This is a genomic window from Bacillus sp. S2(2019), assembly GCF_005144805.1.
GTDB classification, from domain to species: domain Bacteria; phylum Bacillota; class Bacilli; order Bacillales; family Bacillaceae; genus Bacillus; species Bacillus altitudinis.
The window spans coordinates 871,942-896,333 of the sequence record NZ_SWFL01000002.1; the positions used below are offsets into that span (position 1 = coordinate 871,942).

Annotated in this window: 22 protein-coding genes and 1 riboswitch; of the genes, 7 read left to right on the forward strand and 15 right to left on the reverse strand. The window is 39.4% G+C overall.

Annotated elements, in window-relative coordinates:
• Nucleotides 1-54: 54 nt before the first annotated feature.
• Nucleotides 55-1,401: an amino acid permease gene (locus tag FBF75_RS09555; RefSeq protein ID WP_048001796.1), complete on the reverse strand. Its 1,347-nt coding sequence runs from the start codon at nucleotides 1,399-1,401 to the stop codon at nucleotides 55-57.
• A 162-nt stretch (nucleotides 1,402-1,563) separates the two neighbouring features.
• Nucleotides 1,564-1,643, reverse strand: a riboswitch (glycine riboswitch).
• Nucleotides 1,644-1,919: 276 nt separating this feature from the next.
• On the opposite strand from FBF75_RS09555, the gene FBF75_RS09560 reads away from it, so the two are divergent.
• From FBF75_RS09560 to FBF75_RS09570, 3 genes are all read left to right on the forward strand, one after another.
• Nucleotides 1,920-2,936 carry a LacI family DNA-binding transcriptional regulator gene (locus FBF75_RS09560; RefSeq protein WP_136944672.1) on the forward strand — a complete coding sequence of 339 codons (1,017 nt, stop codon included), beginning with the start codon at nucleotides 1,920-1,922 and terminating at the stop codon, nucleotides 2,934-2,936.
• Between the two features lie 648 nt (nucleotides 2,937-3,584).
• Nucleotides 3,585-4,766 carry an MFS transporter gene (locus FBF75_RS09565; protein WP_007497314.1) on the forward strand — a complete coding sequence of 394 codons (1,182 nt, stop codon included), beginning with the start codon at nucleotides 3,585-3,587 and terminating at the stop codon, nucleotides 4,764-4,766.
• An 18-nt stretch (nucleotides 4,767-4,784) separates the two neighbouring features.
• Nucleotides 4,785-5,687: a shikimate 5-dehydrogenase gene (locus FBF75_RS09570; RefSeq protein ID WP_008344408.1), complete on the forward strand. Its 903-nt coding sequence runs from the start codon at nucleotides 4,785-4,787 to the stop codon at nucleotides 5,685-5,687.
• Between the two features lie 47 nt (nucleotides 5,688-5,734).
• Here the strand turns inward: FBF75_RS09570 and FBF75_RS09575 are convergent, their stop codons facing one another.
• The 9 genes from FBF75_RS09575 to FBF75_RS09615 all read right to left on the reverse strand — a co-directional run bounded on the left by FBF75_RS09575 (nucleotide 5,735) and on the right by FBF75_RS09615 (nucleotide 16,929).
• Nucleotides 5,735-6,928 (reverse strand): MFS transporter, encoded by a 1,194-nt coding sequence (locus FBF75_RS09575; protein WP_136944673.1) that lies wholly within the window; start codon nucleotides 6,926-6,928, stop codon nucleotides 5,735-5,737.
• 289 nt (nucleotides 6,929-7,217) lie between these two features.
• Nucleotides 7,218-7,694, reverse strand: coding sequence for a YxiF family protein (locus tag FBF75_RS09580; RefSeq protein WP_136944674.1), 477 nt, complete (start codon nucleotides 7,692-7,694; stop codon nucleotides 7,218-7,220).
• A 465-nt stretch (nucleotides 7,695-8,159) separates the two neighbouring features.
• A complete protein-coding gene (locus tag FBF75_RS09585; protein ID WP_136944675.1) occupies nucleotides 8,160-8,822 on the reverse strand; it encodes a hypothetical protein in 663 nt (220 codons plus the stop codon).
• 20 nt (nucleotides 8,823-8,842) lie between these two features.
• Nucleotides 8,843-9,382: a DUF2247 family protein gene (locus FBF75_RS09590; protein WP_072368310.1), complete on the reverse strand. Its 540-nt coding sequence runs from the start codon at nucleotides 9,380-9,382 to the stop codon at nucleotides 8,843-8,845.
• Nucleotides 9,383-9,712: 330 nt separating this feature from the next.
• Entirely contained in the window at nucleotides 9,713-10,042 is a 330-nt protein-coding gene (locus tag FBF75_RS09595; RefSeq protein ID WP_072368311.1) for a hypothetical protein, read from the reverse strand.
• Between the two features lie 10 nt (nucleotides 10,043-10,052).
• Nucleotides 10,053-11,732 carry a T7SS effector LXG polymorphic toxin gene (locus FBF75_RS09600; RefSeq protein ID WP_136944676.1) on the reverse strand — a complete coding sequence of 560 codons (1,680 nt, stop codon included), beginning with the start codon at nucleotides 11,730-11,732 and terminating at the stop codon, nucleotides 10,053-10,055.
• Nucleotides 11,733-11,972: 240 nt separating this feature from the next.
• Complete coding sequence (locus FBF75_RS09605; RefSeq protein ID WP_025208293.1) at nucleotides 11,973-13,208, reverse strand: TerD family protein; 1,236 nt, start codon at nucleotides 13,206-13,208, stop codon at nucleotides 11,973-11,975.
• Between the two features lie 373 nt (nucleotides 13,209-13,581).
• Nucleotides 13,582-15,021, reverse strand: coding sequence for a 6-phospho-beta-glucosidase BglA (bglA, locus tag FBF75_RS09610; RefSeq protein ID WP_025208295.1), 1,440 nt, complete (start codon nucleotides 15,019-15,021; stop codon nucleotides 13,582-13,584).
• 9 nt (nucleotides 15,022-15,030) lie between these two features.
• Complete coding sequence (locus FBF75_RS09615; RefSeq protein WP_136944677.1) at nucleotides 15,031-16,929, reverse strand: beta-glucoside-specific PTS transporter subunit IIABC; 1,899 nt, start codon at nucleotides 16,927-16,929, stop codon at nucleotides 15,031-15,033.
• 155 nt (nucleotides 16,930-17,084) lie between these two features.
• Here FBF75_RS09615 and FBF75_RS09620 point away from each other — a divergent pair, with 155 nt between their 5' ends.
• Nucleotides 17,085-17,795 carry a GntR family transcriptional regulator gene (locus tag FBF75_RS09620; protein WP_017359955.1) on the forward strand — a complete coding sequence of 237 codons (711 nt, stop codon included), beginning with the start codon at nucleotides 17,085-17,087 and terminating at the stop codon, nucleotides 17,793-17,795.
• A 39-nt stretch (nucleotides 17,796-17,834) separates the two neighbouring features.
• On the opposite strand, the gene FBF75_RS09625 is transcribed toward FBF75_RS09620, so the two are convergent.
• Complete coding sequence (locus FBF75_RS09625; protein ID WP_052321089.1) at nucleotides 17,835-18,398, reverse strand: Imm64 family immunity protein; 564 nt, start codon at nucleotides 18,396-18,398, stop codon at nucleotides 17,835-17,837.
• Between the two features lie 327 nt (nucleotides 18,399-18,725).
• On the opposite strand from FBF75_RS09625, the gene FBF75_RS09630 reads away from it, so the two are divergent.
• Nucleotides 18,726-19,622 (forward strand): PhzF family phenazine biosynthesis protein, encoded by an 897-nt coding sequence (locus FBF75_RS09630; RefSeq protein WP_136944679.1) that lies wholly within the window; start codon nucleotides 18,726-18,728, stop codon nucleotides 19,620-19,622.
• A gap of 39 nt (nucleotides 19,623-19,661) precedes the next feature.
• On the opposite strand, the gene FBF75_RS09635 is transcribed toward FBF75_RS09630, so the two are convergent.
• The gene (locus FBF75_RS09635) at nucleotides 19,662-20,522 is read right to left on the reverse strand and encodes a LysR family transcriptional regulator (protein ID WP_136944680.1); all 861 of its coding nucleotides are present in this window, start codon (nucleotides 20,520-20,522) and stop codon (nucleotides 19,662-19,664) included.
• Nucleotides 20,523-20,675: 153 nt separating this feature from the next.
• On the opposite strand from FBF75_RS09635, the gene FBF75_RS09640 reads away from it, so the two are divergent.
• Nucleotides 20,676-22,349 carry a DUF2075 domain-containing protein gene (locus FBF75_RS09640; protein ID WP_136944681.1) on the forward strand — a complete coding sequence of 558 codons (1,674 nt, stop codon included), beginning with the start codon at nucleotides 20,676-20,678 and terminating at the stop codon, nucleotides 22,347-22,349.
• Nucleotides 22,315-22,620 carry a nucleotide pyrophosphohydrolase gene (locus FBF75_RS09645; protein ID WP_098680399.1) on the forward strand — a complete coding sequence of 102 codons (306 nt, stop codon included), beginning with the start codon at nucleotides 22,315-22,317 and terminating at the stop codon, nucleotides 22,618-22,620. Before FBF75_RS09640 ends, FBF75_RS09645 begins: the two co-directional genes overlap by 35 nt.
• Before the next feature lie 83 nt (nucleotides 22,621-22,703).
• On the opposite strand, the gene FBF75_RS09650 is transcribed toward FBF75_RS09645, so the two are convergent.
• From FBF75_RS09650 to FBF75_RS09660, 3 genes are all read right to left on the reverse strand, one after another.
• Nucleotides 22,704-23,210, reverse strand: coding sequence for an LURP-one-related/scramblase family protein (locus FBF75_RS09650; RefSeq protein WP_096882109.1), 507 nt, complete (start codon nucleotides 23,208-23,210; stop codon nucleotides 22,704-22,706).
• Nucleotides 23,211-23,315: 105 nt separating this feature from the next.
• On the reverse strand, nucleotides 23,316-23,657 hold the full coding sequence (locus FBF75_RS09655; RefSeq protein WP_136944682.1) for a darcynin family protein: 342 nt from the start codon (nucleotides 23,655-23,657) through the stop codon (nucleotides 23,316-23,318).
• 71 nt (nucleotides 23,658-23,728) lie between these two features.
• Complete coding sequence (locus tag FBF75_RS09660; protein ID WP_098680398.1) at nucleotides 23,729-24,319, reverse strand: Crp/Fnr family transcriptional regulator; 591 nt, start codon at nucleotides 24,317-24,319, stop codon at nucleotides 23,729-23,731.
• Between the last annotated feature and the right edge of the window lie 73 nt (nucleotides 24,320-24,392).

Here is a 24,392-nt window from a genome sequence, read left to right on the forward strand (position 1 = left end):
ATTACGATTCATAAGAAAAAAGGATTCAAAAAAAAGCCTATTACGGCTTTTTCATTAAACAGCACGGCGTTTCTTTCGTGCATAAATCAAAAATAGAAACCCAAACCATACAGGTGTCAATAACAGGGCTGGACGTGTAGCATCAGCGAAAAGCATGATGACAAGAATAGCAGCAAAGAGCACAAGAACCGCTATATTCACAAAAGGTGTAAATGGCGCTTTAAAGGTAGACGCCTTATGCAGTTCAGGACGTGTCTTCTTATATTTCAGATGGCATATTAAAATAATACTCCATACCCAAATGAAACAAATGGCACTGATCGTTGTCACAATACCAAAGGCTTGTTCAGGAATCAGCTTGCTTAAAAGAGCCCCTACTGACACCACAATTGTCGAAACAAACAGGGCATTACTTGGAACAGCATGCTTATTTAGTCGGCCAAAAGATGCCGGTCCTTGTTTTTGATGACTGAGATTATACAAAATTCGGCTCGTTGAGAACATACCGCTATTACAAGCAGACGCCGCAGATGTCAGGACGACAAAGTTGATGAGTCCCGCCGCTACTGGTATCCCAATGAGCCCAAAGGTTTTCACAAAAGGACTTTCTGATGCACTGAGTTCTGTCCATGGGTTGATGCATAGTAATACAAAAATCGCACCTACATAGAAAAAGAGAATTCTTAATGGAATTTTATTAATCGCAGACGGAATATTTTTTTGCGGATTCGCTGTTTCTGCTGCTGACACACCGACAAGTTCCACGCCCACATACGCAAAAATCACCATCTGGAATGACAATAAGAAGCCTGTCACACCATTTGGAAATAATCCTCCGTGTGACCACAGATTCGTTACCGTCACGGGCCCTGCATCTGTTTGAAAACCAATGATTAACAGGACAATTCCAACGCCAATCAACAGTAATATCGTAATCACTTTAATAAGTGCAAACCAAAATTCCATTTCTCCAAAAAGCTTCACCGTTAATAAATTAAATCCTAGCAAAATCAATAAACAAATAATAGCAGGAATCCACTGCGGAATATCAAACCAGTACTGCACATACACCCCGACCGCAATAACATCCGCCATCGCTGTCATAATCCAGCAAAACCAATACGTCCATCCTGTCACAAAGGAAGCCCATGGTCCAAGATAATCCTCTGCTATATCCGTTAAAGACTGATAGCCCGCCTTAGATAAGAGCAATTCTCCAAGTGCCCTCATGACAAAAAAGATGGCCATTCCGACAATTAAGTACGCAAAAATGATCGATGGTCCTGCCAATTGAATAGCCTTTCCAGACCCTAAAAATAGCCCAGTTCCAATCGTTCCGCCAATGGCAATTAATTGAACATGACGGTTTGATAAATCTCGCTTTAACTCTTGTTGTGCCAATTTCAACACCCTCCTACGACACGATCCTATACTGAAATAATGAACTCTCAAAAAGTCCATAAAAAAAGAGATTGGATGCGCTCCAATCTCACGGTCATAAAAGAATAGCAAAATAGAGAAAAGCAATACACAGTATGATCTATGCATCACAAATACAATATTTCGTACTCTTCTGTCCTTTTGCCTGAGATTGTGAACCCTTCGGCGCCGCACATACATGCGGTCTCTCCAGAAGCTGCTCCTGCCATAGTGTGACCCACAGCAATCATAGCCTTCGATATTTACTTTAAATGTTGCTATTTCTGAATAATTTTATATTTTACGCCTCTAAAAGAAAGCTGTCAATGGTAATCTTTTAAGATGTTGTTTCCTCCTTATCTGAAGCCGATATGACATCACTTCATCAACACCCCTTGATTAAGGTATAATGAAACAAAGAATGTTCGGCTAGTTTGGTGGAGACATCCATCTTGATGATGAACCATAGTTAGGCAATCCAATGAAGTTGGTGAAGACAAATGAAAAAAATGAACAAACAGCGTGTGACATTACAAGAAGTCGCTCGGCATGCCGGTGTATCGACTTCAACGGCCTCACTCGTTGTTCGCAACAACCCTAGGATCTCTGAAGCCACCCGGAAAAAAGTGCTGCAATCCATGGAGGATTTGGGATACGTGTACGATCGCGTCGCTGCCAACATGCGGTCGAAAAGTTCAAATATTGTGGGTGTGATCGTCACGGATATTTCAAACACCTTTATTTCTGAATTTTTAATTGGAGTGCAAACCACACTTGAATCACTTGGCTATACCGTTTTACTTGGGACAACCTTTGATAGTGTAGATAAGCAGGAGCGTCTCATCTCCACAATGGTAGAGCACCGAGTGGGTGGAATTATCTTAAATCCAGCATCGAAGAGCTCGACACGAACGGTGAAACAATTAAACAACATTCGCACACCAAAAGTATTGGCAAATCGTGAATTAGCAGATGTCCATTGTGATTATGTCGGCGTTGATTATGAACAAGGTACTTGGATGGCGGTGCGTCATCTTCTTCAAAAAGGGCATCGCCGCATCGCCTTTTTAGGTGGAATCAAATCCTCCTCGACTTGGATTGAACGGATGAAAGGGTTCAAAAGAGCCTATGATGATGAGGACCTGACGATGGATGAATCTCTTATTATCGATATGGTGCCTACCCGTGAAGGCGGGAAAGAAGCCCTTGCCCAAGTGATTGACCTTCCCGAACCACCTACTGCTATTTTTTGCTTCAGTGATTTAGTGGCGTTTGGGGTGATTCAAGAATTGGCAGCGCATGACATCAAGCCTGGTGAAGACATTGATATAGTTGGGTTCGATAACATCCCTGAAGCGGAGATGTATCACCCGCCGCTCACCACAGTCTCATCATTTCCACGATCCATTGGAGTCAAAGCAGCCAACCTTTTGTATCATAAAATGAATGAGCAGGATAAAGAACTGCAGCGATTGATATTAAAGCCTCAACTTCATATTCGAGAAACCTCGACATGATCATGAAAAGGAGAATTGCAAAGCGATTCTCCTTTCAGATTGTTGACAAAGGGCTAAAATGAACCTTATTTTAGCCCTTTGTCTTCTTTTCAGCGTGATAGAAAACCTTTGCAGTCTAGGAAGGACGAGCACCGGAGCAGAGCGAATTTGACATTCGTGAGCACCGGAGCGCAGGACTGACAAAGAATGCGAGGGTTTGTCTACACGCTGAAAGGAGAATTGCAAAGCGATTCTCCTTTTTTTATTGAGCAAGTCAACTATTTCTTTATTACATTTTTCTTTTTTTAAATCGCAAAGTCATAAACTTGACACATTTTATACACAGGAGTATATTTATCTCGTTGCTTCTTTTAGTATATCGTTATACCTTTTATGAACATATCGTTATTTATGATATCAACTACAGTTAAAGATGGATCTTTTGATTCTGATCAAATCGAGGAAGTCCATCAACTTATGATAACTGTTATTATTTTTAATTATTTAGTAGAACGATGTACTTATTTGAAGAACAGATGAATATTCATTATTTTTTCATCAATCACACAAGGGGTGTTGTGATGGACTTAATATTATTTACGTTTAAGGAAATAACAAAGGGTAACAAGAATTTGGCCCGAACAGGGTTTCAAATATAGGAGTGGGAACATGAAAAATCCATACATTAAATCATCACTTGGCATGTATTTAAACTACTTCATGCTAGGCATGATCAATATTATTGTGGCATCAAACATGGAAAGCTTATCTGAACGCTACCATGTAGATATTCCAAAAATCAGCTTGCTTGTATCAGCAATCGGGATCGGTAAATTAATTGCTCTCTTTTTCTCTGGCCGGCTGGCAGACAGCTGGGGGCGAAAACCTGTCATTATTACAGGTAACTTTCTTTACTTATTATTCTTAATTGGGATTCCAACAACGACCAATTATACATTGGCTTTCATTTTTGCCATTTCCGCAGGGATTGCAAACTCATTGCTTGATTCAGGGACATATCCTGCTTTGACAGAGTCATTTCCTAAAAAAGCAAGTTCAGCTTCTGTATTAGTGAAGGCGTCTGTATCAATTGGTGCGACTGTTCTTCCATTTATCTTGGCATTCCTTATTGCACATGACATCTTCTGGGGCTGGGCATTCTTTGGTCTAGGACTTCTTTATTTACTTGTAGGCATTTACTTGATCTTTATGCCGTTCCCAAATCATAAGCAAACGGCTTCTCAAAACGATCTTCCCGTTCAAGAGCAAATGAAGGAAGAACCGAAAATGTTTGGTGAAGGTTTAGCTGTTGTACTTATGGGATTCACGTCTACTGCATTATTTGTTGTATGGCAAACTTGGCTTCCACAGCTCGGGTTGAAATTGATTGGGCTTGGCTCAGGACAAGCGACACAGCTTCTTTCTTATTTTAGTATTGGTGCACTCGTATCTGTTCTATTGCTTTCAATCGTATTAGATAAATTCATTTCACCGATTATGGTCGCCATTATTTACCCAATCGGGGCATTCCTTGCCATGCTTTCACTATTTCAAATTGAAACGTACGGCATTGTCATTGTTAGTACCTTTTTCTTAGGATTATTTACAGCCGGCATTTTCCAGTTGGCGATGAGTATCATGATGAAATTATTCCCTACAAACAAAGCAACGGCTTCATCATATGTCAACATTGCGGCAAGCTCAGCGTTTATCCTTGTTCCGCTGATTACAAGCGGACTCGTTAGCACGTACGATATTAAAATGACTTTATTCTTCGATATGATCATTGCGGTCATCAGCGTATTGTTAGCAGTCTTTGTTTTACGACGCATGAAAAAATTGTTTAGATAATTAAAGGAGATGTCAATCATGACAAACATACACGAACGTAATATTGATGGAAAAACAAAATTAGTCGGTCTTCTTGCAACACCAATCGGACACAGCCTGTCACCACGGATGCACAACCTTGGCTATACACTAACAGGAATCAACTATGCTTACCTTGCTTTTGAGGTAGGAAATGATGAACTAGAAGCAGCAGTAAACGGGATGAAAGCGATGGGTGCAGCTGGATTTAACGTATCCATGCCGAACAAAATGAAAGTGCTCGATTACTTAGATGAACTAGATGATTCTGCAAAATATACTCGTGCAAGCAACACAGTTGTGAACAAAGATGGCAAGCTGGTTGGCTACAATACAGATGGTCTTGGTTACGTAAGAAACTTAATTGAACACGGCGTTGAATTAGCTGGACAAAAGGTTACACTCGTTGGATCTGGCGGCGCTGCAACTCCGATTGCCATTCAGCTTGCACAATCAGGTATTCGTGAAATTAGTATTTTTGCTCGTAATGATCAATACTTTGTTCAAGCAGAGGAAAATGTAAATTACATCAACAACGAAATGAAATCATTCGGTGTCAAAGCGAATATCTTCCCACTTGAAGACAAAGACGCTTTCCGTCGTGAAGTAGCTGAAAGTGCGATCTTAGCAAACGGGACAAGCCTTGGCATGAAACCATTAGATGAGCTTAGCATTATTGACGATACCCTTGATGTATTACGCAAAGACTTAATCGTGACAGATGTCGTCTACAACCCGCAAAAAACAAAACTTCTTGCTCAAGCACAAGAAGCTGGTGCCAAAACGATTAACGGTCTTGGCATGATGCTATGGCAAGGTGCCCTTGCGTACAAACTGTTTACTGGCGAGGATATGCCTGTTGAACAAGTGAAACAAATTCTATTTGAAAATGACCGTTTCTAAACGAAACACAGAAAAAAGACGACCTCCGCTTTGGAAGTCGTCTTTTTTTATTCGTGTATCATAATCCGGCGATATCGATTGAGGATATACATCGCCCCGATGATCGCAACAACAGCGACACCCGCATCAAATATAAAGATTTGCAAAATCGTAGCGTGGGTTTCGATCAAACCAGTGACGACCGGAATCACAATGGCGGACACTCCGCCTGCTGTTGAGATAATTCCTGTCATCGTCCCTTTGTTTTTCCAGAAGAACTCAGCCATTACGGTTAACGTCAGCTGAAAGACACCCGCTGTTGAAAAGCCCAATACAAATGCATTGACGGTCCCGATGACTGGAGACTTCACCACCAATAGCACACAGATAGAGGCTAATGTAATGATCGGATAGAGTAGCAGCACGGTGACCGGACGAACAATGCGGCGCAAAAGAAATGCGAGCAATAAGACAGACAGCAAACCGCCCATGCTATAGTAACTAAGCAGCTTCACAGCACTGCCAGAAGCCATTCCCAATATTTCCTCACCGTACGTAGGCAGCCAAATTTGTGGCAAGGCGTACAGACCATTTGATGTAAAACTGATCACAATCAGTGCGACCCCTTCTCTCCAAAACGTAGGCTCTGATGAGAAGCGTGGAAGTCCATCATGCTCCGTCACCTGAACTTGCTCCACCTTGCGATGATTCGGAAATGGCAATGTCCACAGCATGATCACATTTACTAAATAGATAAAAGCAGGTAAATAAAACGCAAATCCATAAAACAGATCATGCTCTGCTAAAAAGAAAATAGCGAGCGGCAGAATGGTCGCCCCAATCGAAATAAACGCCTTCACCATCACATTTGCAGATCCCGAGTTTTGAGGAAAAGCTTCCATTAAAGCCGGATACGTCCCTGCATCCATCGCCGAATTCGCCACCCCTGCCAAAATCGCAAACGCAAACGCGATTTGATAATTCGGAGACAATGGGATTCCAATGAGGAACACCGCCATCAGCACCCCCGAAACCAAAATGACCGGCTTTCGTCCAAAACGATCTGACAGTACGCCCGATAAACCATACGTGAGCACCCTGCCAATACCGAGTGCAGATATCATATAACTTATCCCCGCACTATTTGTATCTAATTGTTTGATCAAAAATGGCATATTAGAAGCCAAAATAATATTGACCATACCTAATAAAAAATAATTGATATAAAGACTAGAAGCCGTTCTCAAATACGGATTCTTCATGCTGACACACCCCTCAACACATTGCAATGAAGTGACAAATAATGGTTACGCTTACAAGATTCATGCGTGAGGAGAAACAGCTTTGCAACCTTCACGTACTTGAAACATCTCATCATTTCATGCGGCTCACAGCTTACATGCCCTTCATTTATCAAGCATCTCTTCAAATTTTCACTAGCTCTTATTTTATATGAATGTGAAAGGTAATGATAGTGAATTGCTTAAATTTGAGGGAAATGGTTATAGAGAAAAATCCCTGTCATTTTTTGAAATGAAGCTTGATCTAAACTCACATTCCCCAAAAACTAAACTCATAAGAATATTCTGTACGCTCTATGCATAATCCAAAATGAAAATCCTCTGCTATTAAAATGAAATCTCCGTATCCACTTAAAAATTTGGTTTGCTCAAGAAGTTGATTTAAATGATGAAACACTTCATCCACATTCACTAAAAGCGCTTCAATTTCATGATCTCGGAAAAAAAGCAATCTCCCTTGTTTAGGAGTCTCTTTTATCCTCCCGACCATTTCATTTAACATTTGTGTAGACTTTTCAATATGCTCTAGATAGTTGTCTCCATGTATTTGACTTTTATGTTCTCTCGATTGCAGGAAAATAAATACCTTCTGACAAAAAAATTGATTCTCTTCGACCTCCAAAAAAGGGGGTTCTGGAAGTGTCATATAGCTTAATTCGTTTATTAAGTGCTTTCTTCTGCTTTTTCTTTTTAAGGTTTCGATTTTTGTTTTTTGGTTTTTATTCATATTAGCCAGTTCAACATCTCCTTTCCATTTTGTATTTATCCTTACGATAAATACCTTATTAGATAATTAATTAATTTGTTAAAATGCATCTTCATTCATAGATGCGAACAACTCACAACAGACTTGCAGCTAACCTTCCATTATAAGCTAGGAATTAAGAATATTACACATTATGGGGAGCATCATCGCTTTCATAAACAAGTTGCCCACATCGAAACCTTCCACTCCAATTTAAAATCAGAAGGGTTCTATCATCTTCACCACCTGACAATCACTACGCAGCGATTTTATAAAATACATATACCAATATTCGAGTTCAATGGAAATGAAACAACCAGTCACCGAAAGAGTTTCGACAACTGGCTGTTTCATACGGTGTTTTGCTCCCAGTCTCACAAAACGGGAGGGCAAGTCCCAAATGTGGGGATTGTTTAAAATATTACGGATTATTCTCTTTTTGAGATACTATGAATGGCTTTGTATTCGCTCCTGTATTTTCTGGGTATGATCTTGATTTAAAATCATTGCCAATTCGGCCTCATTTAGAACAGATCCCCATCTAAAGATAATTTCACTATTCAAACCATACTTCAAAAAAAGCGCTTGATAATCTACTTCATGACTATTCTGATCCAATCCTGAGTAAAACAAATCTTTTATAGATTCCTCTGAGAGCATAGAATCCCTACTGGCAATCATGAAACTAGATTGATACTGATCCATTATTCGCAATGCCTTATCTAAATCAGGTTGAGGTACTTTGGCCATACTGACATAAAATTGATTTTCTTGTTCATCTAAAAGTAATTCTGGCCCCTTTTCAAAACCTGAAGTATTTATTTCCGAATCAATCGATTTCCATACTTTTCGGAATCTCTCTATTCGCGAATGTACATCATTTACTTTCTTACTTAGAAAGATATAAAAATGGTAATTAGTTAATTGACCGCTAAAAATTTCGATTAATTCATTTTGACAATAACTTTGAAAAGCCTCTATTCCACCATCATTTAAAAAGTGATATCCGTTTATACTATATACACTTAACTGTTTAAATTCATTTATTTTCTGATCTAACCACTTATAGTAGTTTGTCACACCTTGTTCGAATTCAAGTTTTATTTTCATTAGTCACCTTTAATCAGTAATTAAAATTGCTCGAATTGGACAACTGCTTTTTCTTTTTGTAAAAACTCATCAAAAAAAGATACTAATCTATTTATATTCTCTTCTTTTGAATATAGTAACGGATTATAACCATATGAAGGAGGCATATAATGAATAAATGGTTCCATATCCTCAGGGTAACCAAAATCAGCGTATACTTCACACAATTCATCCAATAACTCTTCAGGTGACTTCTTATTTTTTTCTTTTAAGTGAGACATTATACCATATCTCCATTTCCTTTTTTCAATGTCCCATTGGCTAGATTCTTCTTCTACCAAATCATTGTATAATTCTACTAATATCATTTGGAGTTTTCTATAATCCTCATCTGGATCGCCAGCACCCCAAGCTAATTCTAGGATTAAAGAATTTTCACATTCAGTATGATTAGATAAGTATTCCACTGCATACTTGCTTATTTCTTTGTATGAGATCAAATCTAGCCTAATTCCTACATATATAGTTTTCCAATCAACTTTTATTTTGTGATGTTTTAAATGCTCTAATGAAAAATACATAATTTAATACATTCCTTTTGTGATTAGACAAACTAATAAATTAGATATTTTTAAAGATTTTTATTTCTGCCCTACACTTCGAAATAGTAAACATCAAATACCCTTTCTGCTAGTGAATGTTAAACCCCCTAACTTCCTGTGTTTCTGGTAAATGTCAAAGGTTTCATATACTTTATCTTATATACTGATCTACTTCTTCTACTGTTGAAATATCTTGTATAAAGAATAATTATTTATTCTGGTAGTATTATTGCTCCTTAAATTCATATGAATACCTCATATAAGTTAATCAACCTTCGTATTAAAGGTTTACTCAGTTAGGTTTAATTTTCACAAATTTAAAGTAGTCTTTACCTTGTCCAAAAGTAAATAAACTTGTGCCTTCTGTTCTGGAGTTTCAGCAACATACTCCATACAAATTTCTTCCAAGCAACTATAGAAATCTAGATTATCCATCACAATTTCATGATAAGATGCTGTGTCCATAAATATCATTACTCCATTATTAAATTCAACGTCCTCTGAATGCTCTGGAAGTTCGTATCCCATCATATGATCTTGCCAAGGTTCTCTATGGGACAAACACTCTAACACCTCAAATAAATCATTCTTCAAAAAAGAAAAAAAGTCTTGAACTATTGGCTGCATATTATTTAACATCAAGATCCTCCTAATTACTATATTTTTTCCATTCTAATACTGGATACAAACTTTCAATTTCCCCTGTTTTTGGATTTTTCCATCCTTCAAATTTTAAACCATTTGATGTACCTTGTATTACATGTTGACCGCCTCTAGTTACATACTCAGTACCATTTTCCATTGCCTCTTGTCCAAATTGGTAAATTTGTTCATCAGTAAATACATTATCATCATAAACAGTCTTCTTATGAGTAGAGGCTTTAAATTCTTTTGTATACATACCACGCTCTTGTTTTGCTATTTTATAGTACACATCATTTATTCCATGGACCGAAGGATGGCGTTCCTTTCTCTCCAATTTATAGGGAATTTCCTTTTCATTTAAATAATTGAAAAATTCCTTTTCATTATGACCACCACTTACACCTGTTTTACTAACACCTTCTGGTCGAATTAGATGATTTTTGCTATTGTCAGAATACTTATGTTTAAATCCACCTTTCCCTGAACTATCTTTCACACCCATCTTCCCATGAAACCCTTTCGCCCCAAATGGCAAAAGCATCCCCAAAGCCGCATTCATACTCGCTTCCTGCTGTTCTTTCGAGACTTTATTTCCAAACATATCTCGACCCGTAATCGCTTCGCTGAAGCCGTTAGTTGCGGTGAGGCCATATAAGCCTTTTTGAGATGTTTTTAGGGCGTCAAAAGACTTCTGTGATGTCTTGTAAATGTCGACGGCTTTGACTGCGGCGGACGTGGCTTGAGTCGTTTTATAGACGGCTTTTCCGCCTTTGAAAATACGTCCTGCCCAGCCGACGATCGGGATGTAGCCTGCTGCTGCCATGCCGCCTGCGGCGACTCGCTGGCCTGCGGTGAGTTCTTCACCTGTGATCGGATCGACACCTGTTGCGGCACGTTTTGCATCGTTCACGCCTGTCAGCTCATTAACGATATTCCCACCGTAATCAAGAGCTTTTTCATACCACGGACGGTTGGCGAGCGCTTCTTGTTCCTTTGCGATCTTGCGGGCTTCTTCTTGATCTTTTTTGATTTTTAGATATTCAGAAGTTTGCTTCTCAATATCGCTTTTTGCCTTGTAGATTTCGCTATTTTGATACGCTTTCTTGTCAAAATTCATAGGCGAAATGGATTTTCCGTCATTTGTGGCATTGATCATTTCTGCGTACAATGCCATTGTAGCCTTCTCCTCAGTCTCTGACAAAGCATATTCATCTTTTAGATTTTGATCAAGTTCTATTAAATCTTTAACCGTTTTCTTGCGTTCATCTTCCGCATCTGCAATCTTTTCGTCAAAGGTTTTACTATCAAATACCTCCAGAGAAATGAGGTCATCAATATCTTGAAAAATCGTTTTGAGTGCCTTTTTTTGATCCTTTACAATGCTTTTGGCGTTTTTGATGCCCATATGTACAGCGTTGTCTAAAAAGTGTTCTTCTACAAAGGTATCGCCGCCAAAGTTTGTATCATCAAGCGTTCCAGAAACACCTTCATGAAAGGCTTTTTGTTTATCAATGAAGCTAATAAACATGTCCACATTTCCTGCGAGCTCTTTGTAGAAGCTTTTAATGTTATCGGCACCTTTTCCAGTGAAGTCGTCACCGAGGTTGGCAACACCTTGTAATGCCTTTTTTAAATCTATCATTTGTTCGCGGAGTTCCTGATAGTGTTTTGCCCTTGTATCCATGGCACTGGTTAGTGCTTTTGCATCAAGTATCTTGCCCAGAAGAAGCCACTCCCTCCATTATTGATCATAAAGTCTATTTTACCGTGACCTCCAAAACGGAAAAATAGGCTAAATGACATAAAAAATGGAATGGACTTTCTATTCAATTTACCCTCTAATTTGGATAAACGAGTTTATCCATTGTAGAGATATAGAAAAGGCCAGACAGTTCATTATACTCTGTCTAGCCACATGTTCACGTCACTTATAGTCATTGATTGGTCCTTTATCCATCAAAACATCAATTTCATTTGAAGACTTCATTTTTAATTTAGGTCTGCGCTCGGAATTCGGCTTGCTGTAAAGCTCTAGTGGACGGATGATCACGCCATCATTTGTGTTTTGAAGTATACCAGGAACACAAGAATAAATTCGATCATTGTCATTTGCATGTTTTGCATAAATCGTGACAGACGTTCCTTGATGATTATCGATACTCATAGACACTCTATATCTATAGAAAGAACCTGTTCCATTTGATTGAGCAGAGTAAACAACGGGTACCACCGCAAGGATATCATCATTTAACCTTAGTTTAATGACTTCTGTTTTCATTGATTCACGATCTCTACCGACATCTCCCATATGCTCAACAGCCCCGTTACCGTAACTTTTGAGAGCGGGAACACCTTTTGCGCCAAACATGGCCACATCTATTTGTTTTCCTGACTTCGTATAGATCAACGCGTAAATATCATAATCGGTACCAGACTCCCAAGATACTGTAGCCGTAATCTCTGGTGTTTTGTCAATGATGATCGGTTTATGACCTTTGTCTAGACTTATTTTACCTTGAACTTTCTCTAAGCTAATAGGTGCAGAGACTTTCTCTTTAGCGGCTGTGTTCATTGGAGCAGGCTCATTAATTTGTTTTTCAGAAACCATTTGAGGAGGTGTAGAAACATCCTGTTCATCAGGTTCAACCTCCACCCCATAAAGCTTGCATAGCCCTTCCAATCCAGAATCGAAGCCACGCCAGATGGATCGTGCTTTCGTTTCACTATTTCTTATGTATAGCTCTACTACGACAATACCCTTTTCATTTGTAAAGCTTACTGGTGTTAGGTATAGCACCTCATCACCTGTTCGAATTTCTGCTTGCAGATTCTTCACATGAGAAAAGCCGATTCCTCGATCCTCTGTTAGTGTAATAGCCATCTTTGTGATTCCGACAGGCACTTTGCTCATATCAAAATTCAATTGATGTCTTTTCAACTGATCTGATATCTCTGCTGGTAAAAGTGTCGCGACACCCGTAGTACTCTCCGGCTGATTGTAAAAAATAATGCCATTATCTCCTTGAACTAGATTTGAATCTGTTAAGAGAAACGCCGTTAAAGAAATATCAATTGCAGATGAGACTTCATAACTGATGGATAATTGCCCCTTTGGAGAGTTTAGTACGGTATTGGCACCCATTTGCAGAGTTTGATTCATTTCAACAACTCCTATTCTTTATCTACCATTTATCGTTTTTATAGACCAATTATACCAAATTATGCAATAGAACCTATTAATATCTTTCTCTCTTTTCATCTCTGCAATGATATGAGACAATGCCACCTAAAAACAAACTACTCTCGAAAGGAGAATCAATGTGTATAAAAAAATCATCCCAGCTGTTACAGTGATATTCGGTTTTTGGATTCTTCTTCAATTAGCATTTAGCATCAATATCTTTCACAATCCAATGAATTATTTTATTGTGATCACTCTCTTTTTTCTTTGTATTCAGGCTACATTGAAGCATAGGAAATAAAAAAACCCGAACAAGCGAATCCCACGCTCATCCGGTCCAGTCATTTCTTTATTACACTTCTTCACCATTCGTTGCGATGACGTTTTGATACCAAGTAAACGAATCTTTTTTGAGTCTCTTCATTGAACCATTACCTTTGTTATCACGGTCAACATAAATCATGCCGTAGCGTTTTTTCATTTCACCGGTTGTGAATGACACGATATCAATGATGCCCCAAGGTGTGTAGCCGATGAGGTCCACACCGTCATATTCAACCGCTTTTTTCAGTGCTTGAATATGAGAAGCGAGATATTGAATTCGCTCTGGGTCATGAATAGAATCGTCTTCTTCCACTTGATCAATGGCACCAAAGCCATTTTCCACAATGAATAGCGGGATTTGATAGCGATCGTAAAAACGATTCAATGTATACCTTAAACCTGTCGGATCAATGGACCAGCCCCAGTCACTTGATTTGATATACGGATTTTCTACACCATGTGGCAGTGCTCCATTGACAATGTCTCCTTTGTGATCAGATACTGCATCGCTTTTGACCGTTGTTGACATATAATAGCTAAAGCCAAGGTAATCTACTTTTCCTTTTCTTAAACTTTCTTCATCGCCTTCTTCAAATGGAATATGATAGCCTTCGCGCTCAAATTCTTTTAACGCGTAGCTTGGATAGTAGCCACGCACTTGGACATCTGGGAAGAAATAGCGCTGTCTCATATATTCTTCTGCCAGCATGACATCTTCTGGGTTTGAGGAATATGGATAAATTGGCACGTGGGACACCATCGCTCCAATTTGAAAGGACGGATTGATCTCTTTTCCTTTTGCCACTGCCCATGCACTTGCAAGCAATTCATGATGGCCCGCTTGATACATGACTTCTTTGGCATTTTCGCCTTCTTTGACAGATACCCCTGAATTTGTCCAAAGGAACAACGGGTTGTTGACGTCCATTTTGTTATTGATTTCATTAAATGTCATCCAGTACGTGACCTTGTCCTTGTAACGATTGAAGCAAACTTCCGCGAATTTCGCGAAATATTCAGCGACTTTTCTGCTTCGGAATCCGCCGTATTCTCTTGCCAAATGGAGGGGCATTTCAAAGTGAGACAGTGTAATGACAGGCTCGATGCCATGTTTAATCAGTTCATCAAACACATCATCATAAAACTGTAAGCCTGCTTCATTCGGCTCTTCTTCATCCCCTTTAGGGAAAATTCGGCTCCAGCCGATCGATGTTCGCAAGCATTTTAATCCCATTTCAGCAAACATGGCGATATCTTCTTTGTAACGATGGTAGAAATCAATGGCTTCATGGTTTGGATAAAAAGTTCCTTCTTCTATCGTTTCCGTGATCTGTCTTGGAACACCATGAGCACCTGCTGTCATGACATCTACAACACTCGGCCCTTTGCCAGCTGCATTCCATCCACCTTCGAATTGATGAGCGGCTAATGCCCCGCCCCATAAGAAATCTTTTGGTAAAGTCATTATCTATTCCTCCTATTTCACAATTGTCATCATGACGTCAGTTGGCTGACATGTCGAACGTTTCTCTACAATCACATCTTCGTATGCTTGGGTATTGGTAAGGATAACAGGTGTGATTGTTTGTAATCCTTTGCTTTCAATTGCTTCCTGATCAAATGTCATCAACAAGTCACCCTTTTTCACCTTGTCGCCTTCTTTGATATTGAGTGTAAATGCCGATCCATCTAGAGAGACCGTATCAATTCCTACATGAACAAGTAACTCCACACCAAATTCAGAACGCAGACCAATCGCATGTTTTGTTGGTGCAAGCATGACGACACTGCCATCAAACGGTGCAAACAGTTTGTTATCGGTCGGATGAATGGCAAAGCCTTTCCCCATCGCTCCAGAGCTAAATACGGCATCTGGCACTTCAGATAACGAAAGCACCTTTCCTGTAAGTGGAGCCGTGATCATTTCTTCATTGTTCATAGAAGCTTGTGTCGTTTCTCCGCCTTGATCTTTAACAGGTGTTTCACCAGCTGGCTGGTCTACCGTATCTTCCCCATAACCGAACAATTGAATAAGCACAACTGGTAATATCAGCGCAATGGCCACACCAATCAAAATACCAATGATAGACGTTGGATAATCTGCACTGATTCCGTTCACAATGGTCAGAGGGCCAGGCAGCCCTGCATATGCAAAGTAATAAGGCGTAAAGAAGCTGGCCACAATGGCACCGACTGCTCCAGAAATACACCCGAAAATAAACGGCTTTTTAAAACGTAAGGTGACACCGTAAATCGCAGGCTCCGTAATACCGAAGAGTCCTGTGATTCCAGCTGAAACCCCAACTTTCCGTGTTTCCCGATTTCTTGCTTTTAAAATAACTCCCAGCACCGCACCGACTTGAGCGATAACAGCGATGGTTTGATATGCCTGAAAAGAGTCACGTCCATATTGTTCAAAGTTCGCAAGTACCATTGGCGTGATGCCCCAGTGAACACCGAAAATCACGAGTACTTGCCAGAAACCGCCGATAATGGCCCCTGCCAGAGCTGGTACATTTTCAGCTAAGACATTGTATCCGTTTGCAATTCCATTTGCACCTGCTGTCGAAAGAGGACCGATTAATAGAATAGTTAACGGAACCATGACGACCATACATAAAAATGGGACAAATAGCGGTTTGACGACTTCATGAATTCGTTTGTTTAAGAATTTTTCTACATAGGAAAGAATCCATACTAAGAAAAGCGGTGGCAAGACGGATGATGTATAAACCGTTTCAGATAAAGCAATCCCTAAAAAGGTCACACCTTCCCCTGATGCTACACGTCCAGCAATCTCTGTCCAAGAAGGACTGACAAGCGCAGCTGTACAAGCAACCGCGATATACATATTCGTTTTGAAATGCTTGGCTGCAGTTATCGCAATAAAAATAGGCAGGAACGTAAACGGTGCCCAAGAAATAAAGCTAAACACTTCATAAGTTCCTGTTTTCGAGAAGCTTGGAAATATCAAATTTATTAAGATAAGTGCACCTTGCAAAATACCAGCTGCGGCTAAAATATACACAAATGGCGCAAACACAGCGGACATGGTCGCAATGACCCGATTCAGTATCGTTCCTTTGTTTTCATTCGGCTGATCATCATCCGACGTTTGGAGCTGAACAAGGTTGGAAAAATGCTCATATACCTCACCTACATGCTGACCGATCACAACCTGAAACTGACCACCGTTTTCCACCACTGTAATGATTCCAGGCATGGCGTTGACCGCTTCTTTTGCCTTTGGATTAGAACGCTTCAACACCAAACGCAGCCTCGTGGCGCATCTTGCGGCACTCACCACATTTTCTTCTCCGCCAACTGCTTCTAAGATGTCTTCTGCAAGCTTTTGATAATCCCTCACTTTTGACATATAAAACCCCCCTTTATCACTACTAGTATATGTACATTATAATTATACCGGTACAATTTATCAATACATATATAATTTGAGTTTGCATATCAAAGAGAAATCGGGATGTGCTATAATACAAAGACAATAAATCGTGAAAACAAAGAGGAATGGCTATGTTAAAGTATCAACAAATTGCGAGCGATATTGAAAAATATATTGTCACACATGAGCTACAGCAAGGAGACAAACTTCCTGTGCTTGAGACGCTCATGAATCAATTTGCTGTGAGCAAAAGTACAATTATCAAATCATTAGATTTACTCGAAAGAAAAGGGATTGTCTATCAGGTGAGGGGCAGCGGCATCTTTGTGAGAAGGCACAGGCGCAAAGGCTATATCAGCCTTTTATCCAACCAAGGGTTCAAAAAAGATTTAGAGGAATTTCAACTGACATCAGAAGTTCTCACGTTAGATACCGTCAAACCGCCAGAAGAAGCTGCGCTGAATTTAAACATTGAACCAGATGAGGATGTTTTCTACCTTAAACGCATTCGTTACATCAATGGACAAACTTTATGTTTAGAAGAGTCCTATTACCGGAAAACCATTATTCCTTACCTCAACACAGAAATTGCAGCCGATTCTGTATTTAAATTCATTAGTGAAGGCCTTGGTCTTAAAGTGGGCTTTTCTGACATGTACCTGCAAGTTGGCAAACTAAACGAAACTGAAGCGAAGCACCTCGGACTTAAACAAGACGATCCTGCTCTTCGTGTCGAAACCGTCTTTCATCTCACTAACGGCCAGCCCTTCGACTTCTCGAAAATCACATATAACTACATGCAATCCCAATTTTTTATTCAGGCGAATAATTATTATGGGTGATGGATGGAAAAAGCCTCCTGAGACATTCAGGAGGCTTTTCTACTGTTCTCTTTTAACCTTTAAATATTTCTTCCCTCTCTCTTGAGTAGTTAGCCCGTCAATGGCAGTATCACCATAAAAAGTGACTAAATAATCCCCTTTACCTATAAGAACAACTGGAAAAGCATGATGTTCTTGCAGACTCTTTTCAACATCATCTGGATGAATCTCGACTTCCATTTCATGACCAATGAATGCATACTCAAACGGAAGAGTATGATAAAGTTCTACAAGACACTGTACGATCTCCTGTTGAATACGAACGACATCATGTGAAACAACCTCTGTCCACTTTAAATATAGAACGAATCCCACAAAACCAGCTTCTTTTTGTATGTTCATGGTTGTATGTTTTAGACATGTTCCCGCCAATTCAAATTCTGTATAAAAACCTTCCAAGTAATTGTTTTTGATTTTATTCTCTTTTACATCATGTTCGATCCATGCTTCGCCATTAGCGTCCTGACTAAACTTTACTTTTGTTATTGACATTCCTTTTTTTGTTAAATAGTCAGTCAGTTTGTGAAAAGTGGTTATTAAATGAATGTCATCATAGAATACCAATCCGATATTGATATATCCCCCTAAAGCTATGCTGAACCCCTCGCTTTCTTTTTGTTTTGTTCAAGCATACTACAAAAAAGCAGGTTCCTTCGTACCTCCCTTTTGATCCATCATTATTTTTTTCCCTTAAACGTCTTTACCGTCTTACCACTCTCTGACATTCCTTTTCTTGTAATGGTAACGTAGACTTTCCCACCCTTAGCGCCTAGTTGTTTGATATTGTATTGCATGAACAATTCCAATTCATCACATTCAAAAGATTCATTTTACGAATGCATCCTACACACTTATGATGAACATAACAACATGTTTAGGAGGATTCGTCAGATGAAAGATATTAGGGTGTATCATGTTGATGCGTTTACAACTGAGAAATTTGGAGGTAATGCCGCTGGGGTGGTGTTGGATGCGGAATGGTTAACGGAGGATGAGATGCAGAATATCGCCAAGGAGTTGAACTTACCCGAGTCCGTTTTCTTGCTACCGGCACATGATGAGAAAGCCGATTATCGAGTGAAGTATTTCACTCCAACGGAAGAGGTCAATTTCTGCGGGCATGCGACGGTTGGGTTGACTTGGCTTTTAGCGACGGAGCTAGGGATGGCTAAAGAAAAATCAGGGGTGGTGTTAGAAACAAAGATTGGCCATGTTCCCGTTGTATGGCACGAAGAGAATGGCAAAGTTGTGGATGTGGAGATGACACAGGTCACGCCAAAGACGCGAGATTTTATCATCGATGTAGAAGAGCTTAGTGATATTCTCGGTATAAGCAGTGACAGGATTGATCCATCCTATCCTATAAAATTAGCAAACACCGGAAACTGGCATCTCCTTGTTCCGCTGAAACACCAGAATGACATTGATCAAGCGGCACCAAACTTAGCAGCTTTAGGGAAAATGAATAAAGCGCAGGGTATCACAACGACTCATCTTTATACGTTTCAATCCATAAAGGACTGTGATCTTTATACAAGGGATTTTGCACCTGGCATTGGTATACCCGAAGATCCTGTAACGGGAGCAGCCAACGGGGCATTGGCCGGATATCTGTATTTGGAAGGGATCATTTCTCAGCAAGAAACCACTCATCTACGCATTGCTCAAGGTGATGCAATCAGCAGACCAGGATTGCTTCGTATCACGGTCATTCCGAATGAAACAAAGCCGGTCATTAAAGTAGCAGGTGCAGCGGTTATTACCATTCGCGGGGTGGTCACGCTATAAATTGATCAGCTTGAATAGAGACTCTCGTTCAAGCTGAATCTATTTAAAATGATCTTTGACTGCTTCAATCCATCTTTTAGTAGAGGGAGAGGCTGCGTTAAAAGATTTAAACGCCATATTGATTTCGCGATAAACACGGGTCTCAAGTGGAATTACGTTCGCATGAGGCACCTGAGGCGGCAACATCAATTTCGGAATGATCGTGAGCCCAAGGCCTTCCTGAACCATAGAGATGAGCGTATTGTTGTCCCCAATCTCAAATAAAACATGGGGTTTTACGCCGCTTTCTTTTAATAATTTCTTAATGAGTTGATCACAGCCCGCTTTTGGCATAATAAATGGTTCATCTTGGAACGAAGCCACTTCCATCACCTTCTTTGTATGGAAACGATGACCCTCTTGCATGAGCACCACCAATTCATCTTGAAACAGTGGAACAGTTTCCAAATCTCTAGATGGCTGTGTTAAAAACCCAAGATCAACTGTGCCAGACGCGATCCACTCTTCAATCTCTTCATAGCCGCCTTCGTATAACTCCAATTGGATATTGGGATAGCTTTTCGTAAAACGATGAATGAGCTGTGGAAGCATTTTTGAAGAAAAACTAGAGAACGTGCCGATCTTGATACTCCCAACTTCCGTCCCTTGAATCAACGCCGCCTCCTGCTCAAGCAATGACGCATGATGAATGATTTGGCGAATATGCGGCATCACCCGCTCACCTGCATCTGTCAGCGACAGCCCGTTTCGATTCCGATGAAGCAGCACAATCCCAAGTTCTGACTCAAGCTTCGCCATATTATGACTCACCCCGGACTGCGTCAGCCCAAGCTTCTCACCGGCTTTTGTAAAACTGCCGCATTCGACGACTGTTTGAAATACTTTGTATGGGAATGTCATTCGTTTGCTCACCTCGTATTTTCATATTGTAATTTGAAAAATAGATCAAAATGTCTGATTCATCCCGAAATTCAATTTTCACCTATAACCACTGAGATATTTTGCTAAATTTATGATACGATAATAGGCAAAAAGACTACAGGGGCTTGCTAAATGAGTGAACTTTTTATTGAAAAACGCGATTTTATGACAGATCAAATTCAATCTTTACGAACCACCGTATTTCATAATCAACCTATTGTCTATATTATTTATGATGAAAAGAAGAGACCATCTGCTTATATAGGTCAGTCAGTCCAAGCTAGCAGGCGTTTGAAAGATCATTTGAAAGACAAGAATAAGAATAAACTGACCAAAACCATTCTGATCGGACATGAACGCTTTCATCAATCTGCCTCTTATAATATTGAGACAAATCTCATAAACTACTTTATTGCGGAAAATCGTTTTCAATTAAAAAATGTTAGCCAGACACGATCCAGGGAGATGCACCATTATTATCAGAAAGACTTTTACAATGAATATGTCTTTAATGAGATATGGACGCAACTTCAAAAAGAGGAGATCGTTACTCATTCAATTGATGCATTAAAAAATAGAGATATTTATAAACTGTCTCCCTATAAAGAATTATCACCTCAACAAGTAGAAATTAAAAATGAAATCTTATCTTTTTGTAAAGAGCATATCAAACAGTCCGGTCACCATGTGATTTCGATAGAGGGTGATGCAGGAACTGGGAAAAGTGTTTTACTAAGTTCTCTCTTTAATACGATCCAAGACTTATCAAACGATATGGAATCTATCTTAAACAAAAAGAACAATTATTTACTTGTGAATCATGCGGAAATGCTTAAAACATATCAAAATATCGCAAAAAGTCTGCCAAATCTGAAGAAAAAACAAATTATGAGACCAACCTCGTTTATCAATCAGATGACAAAGTCAGGTGATATGGCTGACATCGTGTTAATTGATGAAGCACACCTTTTATTAACAAAAGATGATAAGTACAATAACTTCCATTATCAAAACCAACTAGAGGAGATTATCAAACGAAGTAAAATCACCATTGTCATTTTTGATCCAAAACAGGTACTCAAAATTAAGAGCTACTGGAATGAAAAATTACTCGAGGAAATAACAAACAGATACCATGCCAAGACTGTGAAACTTACAGAACAGATGCGTATGCATGCCGATACTGATACGTTGAAATGGATTGATCAGTTTGTCTCAAAACGATTATTAACTCTGCCTAAAAAACAAGAATCTTTCGAACTCAAAATTTTTGAGAATCCTAATCAATTTAAAACTGCCATTCAAGAAAAAGATAATGAAGTAGGCTTGTCCCGCATTGTATCTACCTTTGACTTTTTACATAAAAAAGATGGAGCTGCCTATATCGTAGATGAAGACGGTATCAATATGCCATGGAATTTTACAAATGATAAATGGACATGGGCTGAACATGCAGATTCAGTTAGAGAAGTGGGCTCAATTTATACAGTTCAAGGATTTGATTTAAATTATGTCGGCGTCATACTTGGCCCTTCTATCAGCTATGATGAAGAAAAGGATGAACTTCTCATTGACACGTCAAATTATAAAGATACAGGTGCATTCACATCCAGAAGTGACATGTCAGAAGAGGAAATCAAACAGGCAAAAGAAAAGATTATACTAAACTCAATTAACGTTCTGATGAAGAGAGGCATTCACGGGCTTTATATTTATGCAACAGATGAAAAATTGAGAAGAAAATTACAAGAATTAAGAGGGGGAGGCATATATGACCGAGATCAAAGATTTAATACATTCGATTAATCAATTTCGAGATGATCGAAACTGGAGAAAATATCATAATCCAAAAGACTTGGCCATATCAATTTCGATAGAGGCAGCTGAGCTGCTTGAAGACTTCCAATGGAAAAATAATGAGGAAGCTCTTGAGGCAAACGAAGTTAATATTCGAGAGGAAATAGCAGATATCTTAATATATTCACTAATGCTTTGCTCAGACCTTAATCTAAATGTGAAAGAAATAATTAAAGACAAGTTAATAAAAAATGGACAGAAATATCCCATTGAGAAGTAAAGAAACCTGATTTGTTTTAATTATAATGAAGAAGAGGCTCATAACACTCTTCTTCATTTCGGCCTTTATTTTAAATTTATAATTTAATTCATCGTTGTCGTCGACGAAGACCTAGACGCTGCTTCATCCGCTTTCACACAATCAATCGCAACAACCAATGCAATCATCACAGGCTCCATCTCTTCTTTCAAAATATCCACCTTGTAGCTATCCCCCCAAGTAAACCATTCCTTCTTTACCTGACCGATCACTTCGCCGCTTTGCAGCACTTGGAAATTCATATCCCACCAGTTCCCTTGTACTTCGATACCAGCGGCATCAATTGAATATTTTGCTTTGAAGAACGTAAACTCTTTTTTGATCGTCAATACCTCTTGCCCACCGACTTCTACTAAAAACTTCGGTAAAAAGCTAAACATTTTCTTCGTAATTACAGCGATGACTTCTCGTTCTGTATTCAAAATGGTAAACGTCTTTGGCACCTTCATAAAGCTGCCTTCGACCACATATACATCATTCTCCTGTTGGTCCTTTACCGTAAACCTGCCGCTCAGACTAAATACCTTTTGCTTCATATACAGCTGCTTCATATGTACCTCCGATTCCGTTCAAAAATTTATCCGTTCTTCCCTTACCCCTGATTATACCAAAAGATAGAATGTGCAAAAAACCACCTGATAGCAGGTGGTTTTCGATTACTGATCCATTTTCAGAGATTCTTTTTCATATGTTTGAAAAGCATCTTCCATTCCCATGATGACCTCTTTCATTTTGACATAACCACTTGTATAAGGAATAGAATCTCTAATCTCTTCCCACATAAAATGATAGAACTTCAGGTCATCTGTTTCACACATCACAAAATCTGTGTAATCCTTACCTGGAAGAGCTTCAGCATCAAAAAAGCGCACCGTCACATGTTCCTCATATTTCTGCAGCAACTCTTGCAGCGAAGCCGCATGGGTTCTGCGCTCCTCTCGTGGTAAAGCAAGCCAAGATGGATAGAACTCTAATAAAACAACCATCATATATTTCATCATCAAGCCCCTCGATTCTTCTATGATGTGATGATTGTACGCCAGATCTAGAGAATGTGCATTAACATAGGTTAATGTTCAGCAGGATGCAGCAGCCTGCTCAGCGAAACTGGAGAAATACCGATATATGAGGCAATATGATATTGAGCGATACGCTGATGTAACCCGGGATATTTCAATAAAAACGCCTGATATCGCTCAATGGCTGGCAAATAGAGCAGTTCCCTCTCACGCTCTTCCTTTCTCGTATACAGCCTTTCAACCCTCACCCGAACAAACCGCTCCCACATATGACTTCTGTCCATCAACATTTGAAGTAGATCATACGGAATTTCAATCACGATAGAATCCTCCATCGCTTCAATCGAATAAGGAGAAGGCTGCCCGTTGATCATACTTGCATAAGAAGTAGCAAAATCATCTTCCAACGTAAAAGCCACGTTGTACTCCCTTCCATCCGGTAACAAATAGAAGAGACGGAAGAGACCTGTTATGCAGAAATAGGCATGCTTCACTGGATCGCCAGCCTTGATTATGCATGTACCCGCTTTTAATTGTTTAATCGTTGTTCCATCTTTAAAGGCTTGCCAATGCTTATGTTCAATAAGATATTTCGATATTTTGGTTTTGAACGTGTCGTATGGGTTAGTTATTTTATCCATCTGTAAGTTACCTCTCTAGTAATGGAAGACTTGATAAAAATTGTATCAGGAAACACTCAAGTTATAATGGAAA